We start from the raw sequence: 19473 nt of genomic DNA on the forward strand, positions 1-19473 counted from the left end.
AAGGGGCCAAGCCCCCTCCCCAATTTTGACTGAGTACATCCGGTTTACAGCGGTAAGTGTCGACTCAGCAACGCCCGCAGCGCGGCGGGCTTCACCGGTTTGGCGAGGTAATCCAGCCCTGCCGCGTGCACCTCTGCCACCATCTCCGGGCGGCCGTCGGCACTGATGACCACGCCGGGAATCGGCTCCGCCATTTGCGCCCGCAGCCAGCCCATGAGCTCGGTGCCAGTCTCGCCGTGGTCGAGGTGGTAATCCACCAGCGCCAGTTGCGGGCGTACGCCTTGCTCCAGCAGCGCCGCACATTGCGCCTGGTCGGTGGCGGTCCACACTTCACAGCCCCAGCGTGTCAGCAGGCTGCGCATACCGATCAGGATGCTCTCTTCGTTATCCACGCAGAGCACTTGCGCGCCGCTTAACGGCAGGCCGTTCTCCTGGGCAGGCTTGGCCTGCGGGCTGGCCTGGTTGCGTGCCAGCGGCACACGCACGCTGAACACGCTGCCCTTGCCCGGCCAGGAGCGTACGCTCAAGCGATGGCCCAGCACCCGGCACAGGCCGTCGGCAATCGCCAGGCCCAGGCCCAGGCCTTTCTCGGCGCGGGTCTGGTGGCTGTCCAGGCGCTTGAACTCTTCGAAGATCACCTTCTGTTTATCCAACGGGATGCCAGGGCCTCGGTCCCAGACTTCCAGGCACAGCTCGCCCTTGCGCCTACGTACGCCCAGCAGCACCGGGCCGTCGGCATACCGGAAAGCGTTAGTCAGGAAATTCTGCAGGATCCGCCGCAGCAACTTGATGTCACTGTCCACGCGCAAGCGGCTGCCGCGCAGGCGAAAACGCAGGCCTTGTTCCTGGGCCAGGGCCTTGAATTCCGCGCCGAGGGTGTCGAACAGTTCGTTGAGCACAAAGGGCTGGCGCTGCGGGTTGATCTTGCCGTTTTCCAGGCGCGAGATATCCAGCAGGTCGCTGATCAGGTCTTCGGCCGAACGCAGCGAGCTGTCCAAGTGCTGTACCAGTTGCCGGGCTTCGCTGGACAGGCCGTCGTTCTGGTGGGAAAGGGCGGCGGAGAACAGCCGGGCGGCGTTCAGCGGTTGCATCAGGTCATGGCTGACGGCCGCGAGGAAGCGGGTCTTTGACTGGCTGGCGGACTCGGCAACGCCCTTGGCATCGGTGAGCGCCACATTGAGCTGCGACAGTTCGTGGGTGCGCTCGGTCACCCGTTGCTCGAGGCCTTCGTTGGCCTCGGTAAGTGCCTGCTCGGCCTCGCGGAACGCGGTAATGTCGGTGAAGCTCATGACGAAGCCGCCGCCGGGCATCGGGTTGCCGATCAGCTCGATCACCCGCCCATTCGGGAACAGCCGCTCTGAGGTATGCGCGCGGCCCTGGCGCATCCAGTGCAGGCGGCGTGCCACGTGGACCTCGGCTTCGCCCGGTCCGCACAGGCCGCGCTCGGCGTTGTAGCGGATGATGTCGGCAATCGGTCGGCCTACGCTGATCAGCCCGTCCGGGTAATTGAACAACTCCAGGTAACGCCGGTTCCAGGCCACCAGCTTGAGGGACTGGTCCACCACACTGATGCCCTGGGTGATGTTCTCGATAGCACCCTGCAGCAAGGCGCGATTGAATTGCAGCACTTCCGAGGCTTCGTCGGCGATGCGTACCACGTCTTCCAGCTGCATTTCCCGCCCTTCGATCGCCGCTTTCACCACGGCCCGGGTCGAGGATGCACCGAGCACACCGGCCAGCAATCGCTCGGTGTGGGCGATCCAGTCGTTGTCGGCATTCTGGTTGGGGTTAAAGCCTTTGCCCTGGCGATAGGCGAAGCGGATAAAACTCTGCTGGGCCCGTTCTTCGCCGACAAACCGCGCGGCCAGGCTGAGCAGGTCGCTGATCTGTACCGACAGCATCGAGCGGGCATTGGCGCGCGGGCTGATTTCCTGGCCGATAAAGCGCCCGGCTTGCCAGTGTTCCGACACGCGCGTGCGCGACAGCATCGACACCCACACGAACAGCGTGAAGTTACCTGTCAGGGAGAACACGGTGCCCAGGGTCAGTGAGGTGACGGACAAACCGAGCGGGTGCGAATGCATCCACGTCAGCCCCGGGAAAATGGCGAGGGACCAACCCAGGCTTTTCGCGGTAACCGGCAGGACCAAGGTGTAGAACCACAGGAACGTACCCGCCGCCAGCCCCGCAAATACACCGCGTCGGTTGGCTTGCTTCCAATACAGTGCGCCAAGCATGGCCGGGGCCAGTTGAGTCACCGCGGCAAACGCGATCTGGCCGATGGTCGCCAGGCTCGCGGTGGAGCCCAGCAGGCGGTAGCTGACATACGCCAGCAGCAGGATGATCACGATGCTGACCCGGCGCACCGACAGCATCCAGTGGCGGAACACTTCGAACGGTCGCTCGGCGCTGGAGCGGCGCAGCAGCCAGGGCAGCAGCATGTCGTTGGAGACCATGGTCGACAAGGCGATGCTCGCCACGATCACCATGCCGGTGGCCGCCGACGCACCGCCGATAAACGCCAGCACGGCGAGGGCCGGATGGGCTTCGGCCATGGGCAGGCTGATCACGTAGGAATCCGGCAGCACCGAGCCGGGCAGCATCATTTTGCCGCCCAAGGCGATCGGCACGACAAACAGCGCGGCGAGGATCAGGTAGGCCGGAAACACCCACTTGGCCAGGCGCAGATCCTGGGGGTCGATGTTCTCGACGACCGTCACATGGAACTGCCGGGGCAAGCAGATGATCGCCATCATGGCGACGCCGGTCTGCACCACCATCGACGGCCAGTTGATGGTTTCCTTCCAGTATTCCTCCAGGCGTGGCGCGAGCATCGCCTGGCTGAACAGGTCGCCGAAACCGTCGTACAGGCCGTAGGTCACGAACGCCCCGACCGCGAGAAAGGCGAACAGCTTCACCAACGATTCAAACGCAATCGCCAGCACCATGCCGCGGTGGTGTTCGGTGGCGTCGAGGTTGCGGGTACCGAACACAATGGTGAACAACGCCAGCACCAGGGACACGATCAAGGCGGTGTCTTGCGCGCGGGTGCCGGTGGTGTCGGCACCTGCGCCAATCAGCAGGTTGACCCCCAGCACGATGCCTTTGAGTTGCAGGGCGATATAAGGCAGCACGCCCACCAGGCAGATCAGCGCGACCACCACCGCCAGGGACTGGGATTTGCCATAGCGTGCGGCGATGAAGTCGGCGATGGAGGTGATGTTTTCCTGCTTGCTGATCAGGATCATCTTCTGCAGGACCCAGGGTGCCAACACCAGCAACAGCACCGGTCCCAGGTAGATCGGTAAGAACGCCCACAGTTGTTCGGCGGCCTGGCCTACGGCGCCGAAGAAGGTCCAGCTGGTGCAGTAGACGGCCAGCGACAGGCTATAGACCCAGGCACGCATGCGCGGCGGCAGCGGCGCACGGCGGCGGTCACCGTAGAAGGCGATGGCAAACATAATGGCCATATAGGCCAGGGCAACGGCGGCGATCAGCCCGCTGGACAGCGTCATGGTAACTCCGAGCATGAGAACACCCAGGCATTCCAGGCCCGGTTGGACAGTCTCGCATGATGCCTGGGGTTAGTCAGTGTCGACCAAGGTCGTGTGGGATCTAATGTCGCAGTGGGCGTTCAGCGCGGTGGCAGGGTTTTCTGGCGCAGGATGTAGATTGTCACCAGCACGGCGCTGGTCAGCATGAAGCCACGTGCCCATGGCAACGGCACCAGGTAGCAGGAAAAACCGATACTCAGCCACATCAGGCCGATGGCGTAGACCTTGCCCTTGAGCGGGATGCCGTTGCCGTCCAGGTAGTCACGAATCCAGGGGCCCAGGCGCGGGTGTTCCACCAGCCACTGGTAGAAGCGCGGGGAGCTGCGAGCGAAGCAGGCGGCGGCGAGCAGGAGGAAGGGGGTGGTCGGCAATACCGGCAGGAAAATACCGATCACTCCCAACGCTACGCTCAGCCAGCCGATGGCCAGCAGCACGTAGCGCAGGAGCAGCGAGCGATTGCCCATGGGTGTCACGGGCAAGCGACTCAGTGGTGGCGTGGCTTGAGGATCGCCGGTTTTTCGTCAGGGGCGTTGCACAGCAGGTACAGGGCGGTCAGGGCTTCCGGGATCTGTACGATCATGTCGTCCATCAGGTTGGCGTCGGCGGCGATGTCGGAAAATTCAGCTTCTTCCTCGAACAGCCCCGAACCGACCATGATCGGCAAGAGCATTTCACTGACTTCTTCCTCGGCGGTTTCGAACCAGGCGGCTTCACGCAGGAACACACCTTCCATGAAGCCGATGCACCAGCCGCGCAGGTCGGAGTCGTCCGGCTCCTCGCCCAGGTCCAGCTCGCACGGCAACTCGAACTCTTCATCGGAGGCCAGTTGGCGAGAGATGTGGGCCTTGAGGGCCAGCAGGGTGGATTCGATTTCTTCGCGCTGGGCGGCGTCGGCGTAGTGGGGCTCTTCGGCGAACAGTGCGTCGATCCATTCACGGTCGGGAACGACCTCGGAGCAGATCGACAGGGCGGTCAGGTAGCCGTGGGCGGCCACGTAGTCCAGCGCCTCGTCATGCAGCTCATCGGCGTCGAGGAAGGCTTGCAGGCGGGTTAGTTGCTCAGCGAAGGACATTGAAGGACTACCTTGGGAATAAACGATGCTGAATTCTAGGCTTTCTTGCGCGCCCAAGCCAGTCGGCATGCATATTTGCCAGGTTTTAGAGACGGGCTGCAATTCGTCAGCGGCACCCTTTGCCGGATGACGCTCGGGTATACTGCCGCGTTTTGTGATGCCCTTGCAGGCCAAGCGCCAGGTCGAGAAAACTTCGCTTACGGATTATTTTCCGTGAGCCCGCATTTTTTCGACCAGCCTGTACAGAGGGATTTCGGCACTATTTTGTTGGAGTTATACATGCTCGATCAGGCTCAACGCGTCCTCAAGGACATCTTCGGCTACGACAGTTTTCGTGGCCGCCAGGGTGCGATCATTGAGCGCGTGGCCAAGGGCGGTGATGCCCTGGTCCTGATGCCTACCGGTGGTGGCAAGTCGTTGTGCTTCCAGGTGCCGGCGTTGTTGCGCAACGGGCTGGCAGTGGTGGTGTCGCCCCTGATCGCGTTGATGGACGACCAGGTTGCGACCCTGGAAGAACTCGGCGTTGCCGCCGCCGCCTTGAACTCCACCCTCAGTGCCGAGCAGCAACGCGACCTGGCCGCGCGGATCAAGCGCGGTGAAGTGAAGATGCTTTACCTGGCACCTGAGCGCCTGGTGCAGCCGCGCATGCTGGCGTTTTTGCAGAGCCTGGAAATTGCCCTGTTCGCCATCGACGAAGCCCACTGCGTATCGCAATGGGGGCATGATTTCCGCCGCGAATATTTGCAGCTCGGTCAACTGGCGGAGCTGTTCCCGGACGTCCCGCGCATCGCCCTGACCGCCACGGCCGACAAGCGCACCCGTGAAGAAATCGTCGAGCGCCTGCACCTGCAGAACGCCGAGCGGTTCCTGTCGAGCTTCGACCGGCCGAATATTTTCTACCGCATCGTGCCCAAGGAGCAGCCGCGCAAGCAGTTGCTGGCGTTTCTCTCCGAGCGGCGCAGCGATGCGGGCATTGTCTATTGCCTGTCGCGCAAGAAGGTCGATGAAGTGGCCGCGTTCCTCTGCGAACAGGGTTACCCGGCGCTGCCGTACCACGCCGGCCTGCCCAACGAAACGCGCGCTGCCCACCAGAAGCGCTTCCTCAACGAGGAAGGCCTGATCATGGTGGCCACCATCGCGTTCGGCATGGGCATCGACAAATCCAACGTGCGCTTCGTCGCCCATATGGACCTGCCCAAGTCCCTCGAGGCCTATTATCAGGAGACCGGGCGTGCCGGCCGTGATGGCCTGCCGGCGGATGCCTGGATGGTCTACGGCCTGCAAGATGTGGTGATGCTCAAGCAGATGCTGCAGAACTCCGAAGGCGATGAGCGCCACAAGCGCCTGGAGCAGCACAAGCTCGACGCGATGCTCTCGTTGTGTGAAGAGACCCGCTGCCGCCGCCAGACCTTGCTGGCCTACTTCGACGAGGACATGCCGCAACCGTGCGGTCACTGCGATAACTGCATCGATGGGGTGCAGACCTGGGACGCCACCGAGCCCGCGCGCCAGGCACTGTCGACGATCTACCGCACCGGCCAGCGTTATGGCGTCGGTCATCTGGTGGATGTATTGCTGGGCAAGGACAACGAAAAAGTGCGCAGCTTCGGCCACGAGAAACTCTCGGTCTACGGCGTCGGCAAGGCCCGTGCCGAGGGCGAGTGGCGTTCGCTGTTCCGGCAGATGGTCGCGCGTGGCCTGGTGGACATCGATATCGAAGGGTACGGCGGCCTGCGCCTGAACGACAGCTGCCGGCCGCTGCTCAAGGGCGAGGTGAGCCTGGAGCTGCGCCGCGACCTCAAGCCGCAAACCACCGCCAAGACCAGCACCAGCCAGGCCAGCCAGCTTGTACGAGGCGAGGAGCGCGAACAGTGGGAAGCCCTGCGTACCCTGCGACGCAAACTGGCCCAGGAACACAGCGTGCCGCCGTACGTTATTTTCCCCGACTCCACCTTGCTGGAAATGCTGCGCGAGCAGCCCACCACCATGGCCGAAATGGCGCGGGTCAGCGGCGTCGGTGCGCGCAAGCTGGAGCGCTACGGCCAGGCGTTCCTCGAAGTGCTCGGTGGCCAGGCCGAAGCGCCGAAGGAAATCGCCGATATTCGCCATGAGCTGATCAGCCTGGCCCGCGCCGGCATGACCCCGATCCAGATCGCCGGCCAGCTGCAATGCACGGAGAAAAACGTCTATACCTTGCTGGCCGAAGCCATCGGCAAGCAGCAGTTGTCATTGGAGCAGGCCCTTGATTTGCCGGAAGATTTGCTCGGCGAAATCCAGGATGCATTCCTGGACGGAGAAGGCGAATTGCCACCAGTTGCGGAGATTACACCGCTGTTTACCGGGCGTGTTCCTGAAGGGGTTTTGTACTGCGTGCGGGCCGCTTTGCAGTCTGAATTCGAAATTTAGTGTGCCAATTACGACAATGTAACGAATCAGTACATAGCAACTCTTGCCTAGTGACATGGCTCATGCTTAGCTGACTAATAATTAGCCATACTTTATTTTCAGTCTAAACCATGAGTTTTTTATGCCGTTAACCGATCAACACCGTTTTGGCATGCAGCTGGCGCAAATGTCCCGAGGTTGGCGCGCCGAGCTCGACCGCCGTTTGGCCGGGTTGGGCCTGTCCCAGGCGCGCTGGCTGGTGCTGCTGCACCTGGCCCGTTTTGAAGAGGCCCCCACCCAGCGTGAGTTGGCGCAAAGCGTCGGCGTAGAAGGGCCGACCCTGGCCCGGTTGCTCGACAGCCTCGAAGGCCAGGGCCTGGTGCAACGCCAGGCCGTGGTGGAGGACCGTCGCGCCAAGCGCATCCTGCTGTGTGACACCGCCAAGCCGTTGATCGAGCAGATCGAGACTATCGCCACGGCATTGCGTCACGAGCTGTTTGTGGGCATTGACGAAGAAGATATGCGTGTCTGCATGCGGGTGCATGGGCACATCCTGGCAAACCTGGAAAAATCCTGATCCGAGCCCTGTAGCAAGGGTTAGAAGGTTTGCCCGAGGTTCAGGTACACCGCCTTCTGATTATCATCGTTGAACCCATAGCTGAAATTCAGCGGCCCCAGCGGCGTATCAAACCCGAGAAAAATACTCGCGGCGTTGATATAGCCGCTGTCGAACTCATTGTCGTTGTTCCACGCCCGGCCGCGTTCCAGGGACGCGCCCAGGTACAGCGGGAAATCCAGCGGCAGATAGGAGCGCGGTGTCAGCCGGCGGTAGTACACCGCGCGCATCAAGCTGATGTTCTGCCCGGAAATCGCATCCTGGCGGAAGCCCGATAACTGCCGCGCACCGCCCAGCAGGAAGCTGGAAATCACCACGTCCGAATCATCCAGGGTGCGCCCGTAGCGCCCGCCCAGCACCAGCGTGTCCGGACCGTGGCTCATGGCCTTGTCCAGCTTGAACTCCCATTGTCGATAGCGCTGGTCCGAGCCCAGCCCCGGTTCGAATTCGCGAAACGCCAGGCCAATGTCCTCGCCGCTGTGGGGGAAGTACACGTTATCCAGGGAGTCGAAGGAATACTTCAGTTCATAGAAGCCTTCGCTGAAGCTCACACTTGGCAGGTCGCGGTCGCCGATGCGCACATCCGCCTTGCCCCAGGCCTCGCCGACACCGAAGCGGATCTCGCCGCTGTTGCCGATCTGCCGCCCCACGTTGAGGCCGAAACCGTAGCGTTCCAGGCGGTATTCGGAGATGGGGTCGTTGTCCAGGATCAGCTCGACGTTCTGTGCCTGGGCGCTGATATACGGCGCGACAAAGTAGCGCGAACCGGTATCCATCGGCTGGTAGAACTCGCTGTAAAGCTCCTGCCGATCACCGATCTGCACCCGCGTCAGCCACTCGGCGCCCAGGCGATTGATGCCGTTCATGCGGTAGCTGGCGCCGAGGTTGAAGGCGCTGTCGCCGCGCATATCGTCCGACAGGTTCAGGCCCAGGCGCAGGTAGTCGGTGCCGCTGCGTTTGCCGCGCGCGCTGATCACCAGGGTGTTGTCCTGGCCCTTTTTCACCACGCGGTATTGCACCTGCTCGAAGTAATCCAGGCCATACAGGGTGCCCATGTCGGTCTGCAGGCGGCCAAGTTCCAGCGGTTGGCCCAACGGTTGGCGGATGTAGTAGCGGATCACGTCGTCGCTGACCTTCGAGTCGTTCTCCACCTTGATCGCGGTGATCACCGGGGTGCGTTCGCCCGGGGTACGCGCGGCTACCAGTTGCGGGTCGATCGGCTCGGCGGGGCGCAAATGGGCCAGGCGAACGTCAAGGGCGCGGGTGGCGCGGTAGCCGGCGTCGATCATGTCCTTGGCGCGGCCGAAATCCGTCACGCCATAGGCGGCCAGGGGCGGCTGGATCAGGACGTCCCTGGGCTGCAGGGCCTTGAGTTGTTCTTCGGAGTTGCGCCGGGTCATCAGGGTGATGGACTGGTTGAGCACGTCCACCACCGTTGCCAGTTGCTTGCGTGAACGCAGCGGGGTGCCGATGTCGACCACGATGGCGATGTCCACGCCCATCTCACGCGCCACATCCAGTGGGATGTTATCGGTCATGCCGCCATCCACCAGCAGACGGCCATCCAGCTCCACCGGCGCGAATACGGCCGGGATCGACATGCTGGCGCGGATCACCTGGGGCAGGTGGCCCTTGCTGAATACCACTTTCTCGCCGGTGGTGATGTCGGTGGCCACGGCGCGAAAGGGGATCGGCAGCTTGTCGAAATTACGCGTGTTGCTGGTATGGGCGAACATGCTTTCCAGCAACAGCGCCAGGTTCTGGCCCTGGATCACGCCAAGGGGCAGGCCGAGGCTGCCGTCATCGCGGAAGCTGAGTTTCTGCTTGACCAGGAAATCCCGGTCATCCTGCTTGCGTCGAAACGGCACGTCTTCCCGTGGCGGTGCGTCGGACAGCGCCTGTTGCCAGTCGATGCCCAGGGCCAGTTTTTCCAGCTCATCGATCTTGTAGCCCGACGCATACAGCCCGCCAATCACCGCGCCCATGCTGGTGCCGGCAATCGCGTCGATATGAATACCCTGTTCCTCCAGGGCCTTGAGCACGCCGATATGGGCCAGGCCTCGGGCGGCACCGCCGGACAGCACCAGGCCGATTTTGGGGCGGGGCGTCTCAACGGCGTCGGCAAGAAGCGGGAGCAGGCACAGGAACAGGCAGGACAACAGGCGGCGCATCATGAATCTCGAGGCTGGGCGATAAAGGCCGGTATTATAGCCATCCGATCCACCGAGCCCGTTACGCCAGGAGCCTCTCAAATTATGTCGTTGAGCAAACCCGAGATTGTCATCACCTATTGCACCCAGTGCCAGTGGCTGCTGCGCGCCGCGTGGCTGGCGCAGGAGTTGTTGAGTACGTTTGCCGATGACCTCGGCCGGGTGGCGCTGGAGCCGGCCACCGGCGGTGCGTTTCGGATCACCTGCGACGGTGTGCAGATCTGGGAGCGCAAGGCGGATGGTGGCTTCCCTGAAGCCAAGGTGCTCAAGCAACGGGTGCGCGACCAGATCGACCCACACCGCGACCTGGGCCACAACGACCGTACGCCATGAAGGTCACCGCTACATCAGGGCGGTGACCCCTCAGTGCGCCGCTATTTGGCGGCCATCTTGCTTTTGATGAAGCCCACGACCCAGGTCAGCACCAGGCCGCCCACGCCGCCGCCGACGATATTGCTGCCGACTGCTGCCACATCCAGCGCCTCGCCGCCCGATGTGCCGGTCAGCGCGGCTACGACCTGGCCCAGCACGAGCCCGCCGACACCCCCCAGCATGGTATTGAGCCCGGTGCCCAGGCTTTGTTTGGTCATGCCGGCCAAATTGCCACCGACGGCACCGCTGATGATCTGAACCAACAAGCTGATGAACATTTCCATGATGAAACCCCTGCATCGCGTTGATGGAGTGACCACTCGCGTGCAGCAACTGCAGAAAACACCATGGCTGTCGTCGAGGAGTCTGTATCCGTTGAACGACGGCTGACTGTTGCGGATGTTTAAAGTATAGATCAGGCCGTTGCAGCGGGCTGCTTGGCCTGGCTGGCGCTGCCCATCAGCCCGGAAAGCACGATGGCGACGATGATCAACGCGCCGCCCAACAGCATGCGCAGGGTCGGGGTTTCGGCAAACAGCAGCCAGGCTACCGTGATGCCATAGACCGGCTCCATGGCGAACACCACCGAGGCGGTGCGTGCCTTGATCACCGCGAGGCTGGCGACAAACAGGCTGTGGGCCAGGCCGGTGCAGAACACCCCAAGCAGGCCGATCCACAACCAATCCAGCGCGCGAACGTCCGCCAGCCCCGGCGCGGCCACGGGCAGCAGGCACACCGCGACCACCACGTTCTGGCACAGCGCTGCCTGCACGGCGGGAATCCGTCCGGAGCTGGCGCGGTTGTTCAGCGACAACAATGAGAACAGCAAGCCCGAGACAATTCCCCAAAGCAGGCCGCCCGTGGCTTCGCTGGCGAGATTGAAGTCCGGCGTCACCAGCACCAGGCCAACGGTGACCAGGGCCACCAGCACGATCTCATTGGCGCGAATACGCTCGCGGAAGATCAGCCCTTCGAGGATCACGGTAAACGCCGGGAATGCGGTGAACCCCAGCGTGGCGACGGCCACGCCGGCGACCTTGACGGCAATGAAGAACGTCACCCAATGCGCCGCCAGCAACACGCCGCTGACCAGCAGGCGACGCCAGTCCTGCGGCGCCAGGGTTTTCCAGGGGGCGTTGCTGGCGAAGCGCGCAAACACTGCCAGGGCAATCACGGCAAATGCGGCACGACCGAAGACGATGATGGCCGGGGAGGCGGCCGCCAGCTTGCCGAATACGCCGGTGAGGCCAAACATCAATGCGCCGATATGCAAGGCGCCGAGGGCTGAGCGGGGAGTCATTGCGATCCTTGAACCAACGGGAGTGACAGGTTCGCAGTCTAGAGGGTGCAGGTGTGTGCGTCTGTCGTGGGACTCGCGATTTTTAGCGCAAGGCTCGCCCTATGGGGCGCGCCGCAACGCGCCGGGAGAGGCGCCGAATTCACGCAGCATAGCGGCGGCAAAGGCACTTTGTGAGGTGTAGCCCACCCGCTCGGCGATTTCACCGATGGGCAGCGGCGTCTCGCGCAGCAGGTTCAGGGCCAGTTGCAGGCGCCGGCTGCGGATGTAATCCATGGGCGTCTGCCCGCATTCGGCGATGAAGCGCGCATGCAGGCGCGCCACCGACAGGCCGGCGATACGCGCCAGGTCGGCGACCTGCAACGGATGGGCGACGTGTCGCTCGATATGCGCATTGAATGCCGCATACGGCAGGCGGCGGCCCGGCACCTGCGGGGCCTGCGGATGATTGAGGCTGGCCAGCAACAGCACCGCACCCTGTTGGACGATCAGTGGATCATCCACGGGGCCGTGCGCCAGCCATTGCACCAGTTGGTGTTGCCGGGGATCCAGGGCCAGGCGTGCCGGTTGATCGAGCAGGCGGCGGCTGGCGTCGGCGTGTTCGCCCAGGGATTGCAGGAGCCAATGCTCCGTGGGCACATCCAGCACCAGGCAGCGGCTGCCATCGCGACTGCCACAGGCGTGGTGGGCGGAGAAGGGCAGCACCATCACGCTGCTTTCGCGCACCTGGCTGCCACGGCCGTCGACTTCCAGGTCCAGGTGGCCGGACAGGCCGAACACCAACTGTGCATGGTCATGGCTGTGGGCGATGGGCGCTTCGAGGTAGTGGCGTAGCGTGAGCGACGGTCTCATCGCGGTCTCCTGGGCGGCAGGCCGCCAGTCTACAACGCTTCGCGGCCGGCGGGCGCTGTCATCGGACTGACGCACGACTGTCATGGGCTATTAATCGCCAGGGCGCAAGCTCGCGAAAACAGCGTCGAGGGATGCCCATGACCAGTGCCGAGTTCACCAAGCCCAGCCGCAAGCAGCGGGTTCGTACCCTGTGGATTTCCGACGTGCACCTGGGCACCCGGGATTGCCAAGCCGAACACCTGTCGCAGTTCCTCAAGGGCTACCACGCCGATAAGGTCTACCTGGTGGGCGATATCATCGACGGCTGGAAAATGCGCGGCGGCATGTATTGGCCCCAGGCCCACACCAACGTGATCCGTCGCCTGCTGACCATGGCCAAGCGCGGGACCGAGGTGATCTACGTGACCGGCAACCACGACGAGTTCCTGCGCCGCTACTCCAAGCTGATCCTGGGCAATATCCAGTTGGTGGATGAGGCGGTGCACGTGACGGCCGACGGTCGCCATCTGCTGGTGATCCACGGCGACCAGTTCGATGTGATCACCCGCTACCACCGTTGGCTGGCGTTCCTGGGCGACTCGGCCTACGAGTTCACCCTCACCTTGAACCGCTGGTTGAACCACTGGCGCGCCCGCTACGGCTATGGCTACTGGTCTTTGTCGGCGTACCTGAAACACAAGGTCAAAACCGCCGTGAGCTTTATCAGCGATTTTGAAGAAGCCATCGCCCACGAAGTGACCCGGCGCGAGTTGCATGGCGTGGTGTGCGGGCATATCCACCATGCGGAGATTCGCAAGGTGGGCGAGGTGGATTACCTCAACTGCGGGGATTGGGTGGAGTCGTGCACGGCGTTGATCGAGCACTGGGATGGGAGCATCGAGTTGTATCGCTTGGCGGATGCGCAGGCGAAAGAAGCGCTGCTGAAAGCCGAGATGGTCGCCAGCTGAGGGGTGTGCTCGGTCAAAATGTGGGAGGGAGCAAGCCCCCTCCCACATTTTCAGTCCCGGTTTCGTCAGTGGGAGACGTCGGCGATGGCTTCTGCCAGGAGCGTCAGGCGTGTCGCATCGATCCCCGCCACGTTGGCCCGTCCCGAACTGACCATATACACGCTGTGCTTCTCGCGCAGTTGCTTGACCTGTTCGGCACTCAAACCGGTGTAGGAAAACATCCCGCGTTGCGCCCCAATGTGCGCAAACCGTTCCGATAGACCATGGGGCGCCAACGCCTCCACCAGTCCGGAACGCAACTGCGCGATTCGCGCACGCATGGCTTCGACTTCCTCGCTCCACTGCTGTTTCAGCTCGGCATCCCCCAGGATGGTCGCGACCACTGCCGCACCATGGTCCGGCGGCGTCGACCACAGGTTGCGCGCAGTGTTTGCCAGCTGGCTGCGTACATCCATCAGCTTCTCGGCATCCGCCGCACCCACGATCAGCGCGCCGACACGGTCGCGGTACAGGCCGAAGTTCTTCGAGCACGAACTGGTGATCAATACTTCCGGCAGTTCAGCTGCAAACAAGCGCACCGCCCAGGCGTCCTGCTCCAGGCCGTCGCCAAAGCCCTGGTAGGCGAAGTCGATCAGCGGCAGCAACTGGCGCTCACGCACGATGTGCAGCACCTGGCGCCAGTCATCCTGGGACAGGTCGAAGCCGGTCGGGTTATGGCAGCAGGCGTGCAGCAAGACCACGTCGCCCTTGGGCACGGTGGAGAGGGTTGCCAGCATCGCCGCCACATCCAGGCGGTTATCCGCGCCCACGTAGGGGTAATGGCTGACCTTGAGCCCGGCCTTGGCAAAGATGGTTTCGTGGATCGGCCAGGTCGGGTCGCTCAACCACACGCCACGGCCGGGCAGGTTGTGGGCGATAAAGTCGGCGCTCAGGCGCAGGGCGCCGGTGCCGCCTGGGGTTTGAGTGGCGCCGGCACGGTGTTCGCGCAGCAGGGCGGAGTCGGCGCCCAGCACCAGTTCGCTGATCAGGCTGCCGAACGCTGCATCGCCGTGGCCGCCGATATAGGTCTTGGTGGCCTGGGTGTCGACCAGGCGCTGCTCGGCGCGCTTTACCGAAGCGGGAATCGGCGTCAGGCCCTGGTCGTCCTTATAGACGCCCACGCCAAGGTCGAACTTGTTCGGGTTGGCGTCCTGGGCATACAGGTCCATCAAGCCGAGGATCGGGTCGCCGGGTACCCGGCCTATGGCATCGAAATGCATTACTTGCGGCCCTCGGCGTCCTTGGCCACTTCGTCGGTGCGCGCGGCCATGATGAAGTCGTTGCGGTGCAGGCCCTTGATGGAGTGGCTCCACCAGGTCACGGTGACCTTGCCCCATTCGGTGAGCAGGCCTGGGTGATGGCCTTCGGCTTCGGAGATTTCACCCATGGCGTTGGTAAAGGCCAGGGCGAACTTGAAGTTCTTGAACAGGAAAACCTTTTCCAGCTGCATCACGCCATCGCGCACTTCGATGTTCCAGTCGGGGATCTGCTTGAGCAGCACCGGCAGTTCTTCATCGCTGACTTGCGGGGCATCGGCGCGGCAGGCTTCGCAGTGGGCTTGGTTCAAGGTGGTCATGTGATGGTGTCCTGAATTCGAGTGTTTAAAAACGGTCGTCAGTGGCGTCACCCTAAAGCAACGCGGGGCCGGGGAACAGACTCACCTGGCCTTAAAAGCCACGGTTCACGCGGCCTTGGGTTTTGGCGGGAATTTCGGCGCATGCAACCCAAGCTGCATGCCGCGCTCGACCATGCCCATGATGTCTTCCTGCGCCACTTCGAACAGGCGCTTGAGGTTGGGCAGCACGAAATACAGCGGTTGCAGGATGTCGATGCGATACGGCGTGCGCATCGCTTCCAGCGGGTCGAAGGCTTGATGTTCAGGCTGGTCGGACAGGCAGTAAACACTTTCCTTGGGCGACGACAAAATCCCGCCACCGTAGATACGCCGACCGTCGGGGGTGTCCACCAGGCCGAACTCGATGGTCATCCAGTACAGGCGCGCCAGGTATACCCGTTGCTCCTTGCTGGCCGCGAGGCCGAGCTTGCCGTAGGTGTGGGTGAACTCGGCGAACCAGGGGTTGGTCAGCAGCGGGCAATGGCCAAAGATCTCGTGGAAAATATCCGGCTCTTGCAGGTAGTCCAGTTCTTCGCGGGTACGAATAAAGGTCGCCACCGGAAACTGCTTGTTGGCGAGCAATTCGAAGAAGGTCTGGAAGGGGATCAGCGCCGGCACGCGGGCGACTTGCCAGCCGGTGGTCGAGGCCAGCACCTGGTTGATTTCACCCAGTTGCGGGATGCGATCCAGGGGCAGGCCGAGCTTGTCGATGCCGTCCAGGTATTCCTGGCACGCGCGGCCCTCGATCACTTTCAATTGGCGGGTGATCAGGGTGTTCCACACCGCGTGCTCTTCCGCCGGGTAGTGGATAAAACCTTGCGCATCGGGCTCGCGGGCCACGTAGTGCGTCTGCTTCATACGGCTCTCCTGCTAGGCATTCGTTCTTGTTATGTCCTGGGATGAGCCTATTGATACGCCGTGCGGGGCAAGATTCCATCGGCTTCAGCATCGGCTGTGTAGGAAAAATTACTGGTTTTCGTAAAGTATTCGTTACGGAAGTGCGACTGGTTGGCGTATTGGGCTGGGAAAAGCCCCCAGGCTGTCACATAATCTTGACGACTATCTGCGCCCAGCGACAAAAAGACGCGGCGCCTACCCACTTTTCGAGCCTTTTCATGCGTATCAAAGTGCACTGCCAGAACCGCATCGGCATCCTGCGGGACATCCTCAACCTGGTGGTGGAGTACGGCGTCAACGTCGCCAAGGGTGAGGTGGGCGGCGAGCATGGCAACGCCATTTACCTGTTCTGCCCGAACCTGGTGAACATGCAATTCCAGGCGCTGCGCCCGCAGTTCGAGGCGATTGCCGGGGTGTTTGGCGTCAAAAGGGTAGGGCTGATGCCCAGTGAGCGTCGGCATATGGAGCTCAATGCGCTGCTCGGTGCCCTGGAGTTTCCGGTGCTGTCCATCGACATGGGCGGCTCCATCGTCGCCGCCAACCGTGCGGCCGCGCAGTTGCTCGGGGTGCGGGTGGACGAGGTGCCGGGCATTCCGCTGTCGCGCTATGCCGAGGATTTCGACTTGCCGGAACTGGTGCGCGCGAGTAAATCGCGGATCAATGGCCTGCGGGTCAAGGTCAAGGGTGACGTGTTCCTGGCGGATATCGCACCGCTGCAATCCTCCGAGCATGACGACAGCGAAGCCATGGCCGGTGCCGTGTTGACCCTGCACCGTGCCGACCGCGTGGGTGAGCGTATCTACAATGTGCGCAAACAGGAGCTGCGCGGTTTCGACAGTATTTTCCAAAGCTCCAAGGTCATGGCCGCCGTGGTGCGTGAAGCCCGGCGCATGGCGCCGTTGGATGCGCCTCTATTAATAGAAGGCGAAACCGGCACCGGCAAAGAGTTGTTGGCGCGCGCGTGCCACCTGGCCAGCCCGCGCGGGCAATCGCCGTTGATGGCGCTGAACTGCGCCGGGTTGCCCGAGTCGATGGCCGAGACCGAATTGTTCGGCTACGGCCCCGGCGCGTTTGAAGGCGCGCGGGCCGAAGGCAAGCTCGGGCTGCTGGAGCTGACGGCCGGCGGTACGTTATTTCTCGATGGCGTTGGGGAAATGAGCGCGCGCTTGCAGGTGAAATTGCTGCGCTTCCTGCAGGACGGCTGCTTTCGGCGCGTGGGCAGTGACGAAGAGGTGTACCTGGATGTACGGGTGATCTGCGCCACCCAGGTGGACCTCTCCGAACTCTGCGCCCGTGGCGAATTCCGCCAGGACCTCTATCACCGCCTCAACGTGCTGTCCTTGCATATCCCGCCCCTGCGCGAATGCCTCGACGGCCTTGCGCCCCTGGTCGAGCACTTTCTCGACCAGGCCAGCCGGCAGATCGGCTGCCCGTTGCCCAGGCTGGCGCCTGCCGCCATGGACAAGCTCAGCCACTACCACTGGCCGGGGAATGTGCGGCAGCTGGAAAACGTGCTGTTCCAGGCGGTGTCGCTGTGTGACGGCGGGACGGTCAAGGTCGAACACATCCGCCTGCCGGACTACGGCGTGCGCCAACCCCTTGGCGACTTTTCCCTGGAGGGCGGTTTGGAGGCGATCGTCGGGCGCTTCGAGAAGGCGGTGCTGGAGAGCCTGTATGCCGAGCATCCCAGCAGCCGGCAGTTGGGGAAACGCCTGGGGGTGTCGCACACCACCATCGCCAATAAGTTGCGCGATTACGAAATCCTCAAGGCGGACAAATAACCAACTGCGCCCCCCCGCATTGGTTCTCTGTCACCCGTAAGACGGGTACTTGCCGTAAGCGGCATAAGTCCGCCGTTTTTTCGACTATCTCCAGTCCTTCAAATCCTGCTGCCTGCCCGAAAACCCCAGCCCGCCTGGACTTTCCCCTGTTTTTAAAAGTTGGTTCGCAAATTGCTTAAGCCTCATCAGTACAGCGGTGGGCGGCAAGCCTGCGTCAGAAAGAGGAAAGAGCGTGGACAAGTACCTTTATGTGGCAATGACCGGCGCCAGCCAGAATGCACTGGCGCAGAAGGCCCATGCCAACAACTTGGCGAACATTTCCACCAACGGTTTCCAACGCGACCTGGAACAGGCGCGTTCGATGCCGGTGTTCGGTGACAGCTTTCCGGCGCGTGCGTTTGCCATGACCGAACGTCCCGCGACCGACTTCAGCCCTGGCGCCATGATCGAGACCGGTCGCGACCTGGATGTGGCGGTGAACGGCAATGGCTGGATGGCGGTGCAAACCCCCGATGGCGGTGAAGCCTACGTGCGCAGTGCCAGCATGAACGTCGATGCGCTGGGTGTGCTGCGCGCCGGCAACGGCATGCCGATCATGGGCAACGGTGGCCCGATCGCCGTACCGCCGCAGCAGAAAGTCGAAGTGGGCGCCGACGGCACTATCAGCATCCGCGCCATGGGCGAAGGCCCGCGGGTGATGGCTGAAGTGGACCGCATCAAGCTGGTCCAGCCCGATTTCAAGAATATGAATAAAGGCCTGGATGGCACCATCCATACCAAGGATGGCCAGCCGGCCGTCGCCGATGCGAACGTCACGCTGACCTCGGGTTTCCTGCAGGCGAGCAACGTCAACGCCGTGGAAGAAATGACCGCGGTCCTGGCGCTTTCCAAGCAGTTCGAGTTGCACATCAAGATGATGAACAGCGCCAAGGAAGACGACCAGGCCATGACCCGCGTAATGGCGATGAGCTGATAGCCCCGTTATTGACCGACCACCAATTTTTGCAGCGCAGCGCCAACAAACAGGCGCACGAAGGAGAACAGCATGCTTCCGGCTCTATGGGTTGCCAAAACAGGCCTGTCCGCCCAGGACACCAACCTGACCACCATTTCCAACAACTTGGCCAACGTGTCGACCACGGGTTTCAAACGCGATCGCGCCGAGTTCCAGGACTTGCTCTATCAGATCAAGCGCCAGCCAGGCGCCCAGTCGACCCAGGACAGCGAATTGCCGTCGGGTCTGCAACTGGGTACCGGTGTGAAGATCGTCGGCACCCAGAAGAACTTCAACGCCGGTAACCTGCAGCAGACCGGGCAGCCGCTGGACATGGCCATCAACGGTAAAGGTTTCTTCCAGATCCTGCAGCCGGATGGGACCACGTCCTACACCCGTGACGGTACCTTCCACCTGGACTCCAATGGCCAGATCGTGACGGCCAACGGTTTCGCCCTGGAACCGGCTATCGTCGTGCCGAACAACGCCCAGACCTTCACCGTCGGCAACGACGGCACCGTGTCGATCACCGTGGCCGGTAACCCGGCGTCGCAAGTGATCGGCAACCTGCAAACCGCCGACTTCATCAACCCGGCCGGCCTGCAGGCGATGGGTAACAACCTGTTCCTGGAAACCGCTTCCAGCGGCGCGCCGCAAATCGGCACCCCTGGCCTGAACGGTTTCGGCACCACGCTGCAAAGCACCCTGGAAACCTCCAACGTCAGCACCGTTGAAGAGATGGTCAACATGATCACCACTCAACGCGCCTACGAGATGAACTCCAAGGTGATTTCCACCGCCGACCAGATGCTTTCGTTCGTAACGCAGAATCTGTAATCAAG

The 19473-nt window shown here is 62.6% G+C and carries 17 protein-coding genes; 7 read left to right on the forward strand and 10 right to left on the reverse strand.

What is annotated here, in order from left to right:
* Positions 1–44: 44 nt before the first annotated feature.
* The 3 genes from B9N88_RS06210 to B9N88_RS06220 form a co-directional block, all read right to left on the reverse strand.
* Positions 45–3515 carry a hybrid sensor histidine kinase/response regulator gene (locus tag B9N88_RS06210; protein WP_027603820.1) on the reverse strand — a complete coding sequence of 1157 codons (3471 nt, stop codon included), beginning with the start codon at positions 3513–3515 and terminating at the stop codon, positions 45–47.
* 119 nt (positions 3516–3634) lie between these two features.
* Entirely contained in the window at positions 3635–4018 is a 384-nt protein-coding gene (locus B9N88_RS06215; protein WP_027603821.1) for a YbaN family protein, read from the reverse strand.
* Positions 4019–4038: 20 nt separating this feature from the next.
* Positions 4039–4626, reverse strand: coding sequence for a UPF0149 family protein (locus tag B9N88_RS06220; protein ID WP_027603822.1), 588 nt, complete (start codon positions 4624–4626; stop codon positions 4039–4041).
* A 279-nt stretch (positions 4627–4905) separates the two neighbouring features.
* Between B9N88_RS06220 and recQ the strand changes: the two genes are divergently transcribed.
* Positions 4906–7032, forward strand: a complete 2127-nt coding sequence (gene recQ / locus B9N88_RS06225) for a DNA helicase RecQ (protein WP_027603823.1) — start codon at positions 4906–4908, stop codon at positions 7030–7032.
* 121 nt (positions 7033–7153) lie between these two features.
* Positions 7154–7588 carry a MarR family transcriptional regulator gene (locus tag B9N88_RS06230; protein ID WP_027603824.1) on the forward strand — a complete coding sequence of 145 codons (435 nt, stop codon included), beginning with the start codon at positions 7154–7156 and terminating at the stop codon, positions 7586–7588.
* A 20-nt stretch (positions 7589–7608) separates the two neighbouring features.
* Here B9N88_RS06230 and B9N88_RS06235 read toward each other — a convergent pair whose 3' ends face one another.
* Positions 7609–9798, reverse strand: a complete 2190-nt coding sequence (locus B9N88_RS06235; RefSeq protein ID WP_027603825.1) for a patatin-like phospholipase family protein — start codon at positions 9796–9798, stop codon at positions 7609–7611.
* 84 nt (positions 9799–9882) lie between these two features.
* On the opposite strand from B9N88_RS06235, the gene B9N88_RS06240 reads away from it, so the two are divergent.
* Positions 9883–10170: an Rdx family protein gene (locus B9N88_RS06240; RefSeq protein WP_027603826.1), complete on the forward strand. Its 288-nt coding sequence runs from the start codon at positions 9883–9885 to the stop codon at positions 10168–10170.
* A 41-nt stretch (positions 10171–10211) separates the two neighbouring features.
* On the opposite strand, the gene B9N88_RS06245 is transcribed toward B9N88_RS06240, so the two are convergent.
* The 3 genes from B9N88_RS06245 to B9N88_RS06255 form a co-directional block, all read right to left on the reverse strand.
* Positions 10212–10493 carry a hypothetical protein gene (locus tag B9N88_RS06245; protein WP_027603827.1) on the reverse strand — a complete coding sequence of 94 codons (282 nt, stop codon included), beginning with the start codon at positions 10491–10493 and terminating at the stop codon, positions 10212–10214.
* A gap of 131 nt (positions 10494–10624) precedes the next feature.
* The gene (locus B9N88_RS06250; protein ID WP_027603828.1) at positions 10625–11509 is read right to left on the reverse strand and encodes a DMT family transporter; all 885 of its coding nucleotides are present in this window, start codon (positions 11507–11509) and stop codon (positions 10625–10627) included.
* Between the two features lie 99 nt (positions 11510–11608).
* Entirely contained in the window at positions 11609–12358 is a 750-nt protein-coding gene (locus B9N88_RS06255; RefSeq protein ID WP_027603829.1) for a helix-turn-helix transcriptional regulator, read from the reverse strand.
* 137 nt (positions 12359–12495) lie between these two features.
* On the opposite strand from B9N88_RS06255, the gene B9N88_RS06260 reads away from it, so the two are divergent.
* Entirely contained in the window at positions 12496–13305 is an 810-nt protein-coding gene (locus tag B9N88_RS06260; RefSeq protein WP_027603830.1) for a UDP-2,3-diacylglucosamine diphosphatase, read from the forward strand.
* A 65-nt stretch (positions 13306–13370) separates the two neighbouring features.
* Here B9N88_RS06260 and B9N88_RS06265 read toward each other — a convergent pair whose 3' ends face one another.
* The 3 genes from B9N88_RS06265 to phhA form a co-directional block, all read right to left on the reverse strand.
* Entirely contained in the window at positions 13371–14564 is a 1194-nt protein-coding gene (locus B9N88_RS06265) for an amino acid aminotransferase (protein ID WP_027603831.1), read from the reverse strand.
* Positions 14564–14920 (reverse strand): 4a-hydroxytetrahydrobiopterin dehydratase, encoded by a 357-nt coding sequence (locus B9N88_RS06270; RefSeq protein ID WP_010208721.1) that lies wholly within the window; start codon positions 14918–14920, stop codon positions 14564–14566. Before B9N88_RS06270 ends, B9N88_RS06265 begins: the two co-directional genes overlap by 1 nt.
* Before the next feature lie 105 nt (positions 14921–15025).
* Positions 15026–15817: a phenylalanine 4-monooxygenase gene (phhA, locus tag B9N88_RS06275; RefSeq protein WP_027603832.1), complete on the reverse strand. Its 792-nt coding sequence runs from the start codon at positions 15815–15817 to the stop codon at positions 15026–15028.
* Positions 15818–16074: 257 nt separating this feature from the next.
* On the opposite strand from phhA, the gene B9N88_RS06280 reads away from it, so the two are divergent.
* The 3 genes from B9N88_RS06280 to flgG all read left to right on the forward strand — a co-directional run bounded on the left by B9N88_RS06280 (position 16075) and on the right by flgG (position 19468).
* Entirely contained in the window at positions 16075–17637 is a 1563-nt protein-coding gene (locus B9N88_RS06280) for a sigma-54-dependent phenylalanine hydroxylase transcriptional regulator PhhR (protein WP_027603833.1), read from the forward strand.
* Between the two features lie 232 nt (positions 17638–17869).
* Positions 17870–18610 (forward strand): flagellar basal body rod protein FlgF, encoded by a 741-nt coding sequence (locus tag B9N88_RS06285; RefSeq protein WP_027603834.1) that lies wholly within the window; start codon positions 17870–17872, stop codon positions 18608–18610.
* 72 nt (positions 18611–18682) lie between these two features.
* Positions 18683–19468, forward strand: coding sequence for a flagellar basal-body rod protein FlgG (flgG, locus tag B9N88_RS06290; protein ID WP_027603835.1), 786 nt, complete (start codon positions 18683–18685; stop codon positions 19466–19468).
* The last annotated feature ends 5 nt before the right edge of the window (positions 19469–19473 follow it).

This window comes from Pseudomonas sp. LAMO17WK12:I1 (genome assembly GCF_900177315.1).
GTDB lineage: Bacteria > Pseudomonadota > Gammaproteobacteria > Pseudomonadales > Pseudomonadaceae > Aquipseudomonas > Aquipseudomonas marginalis.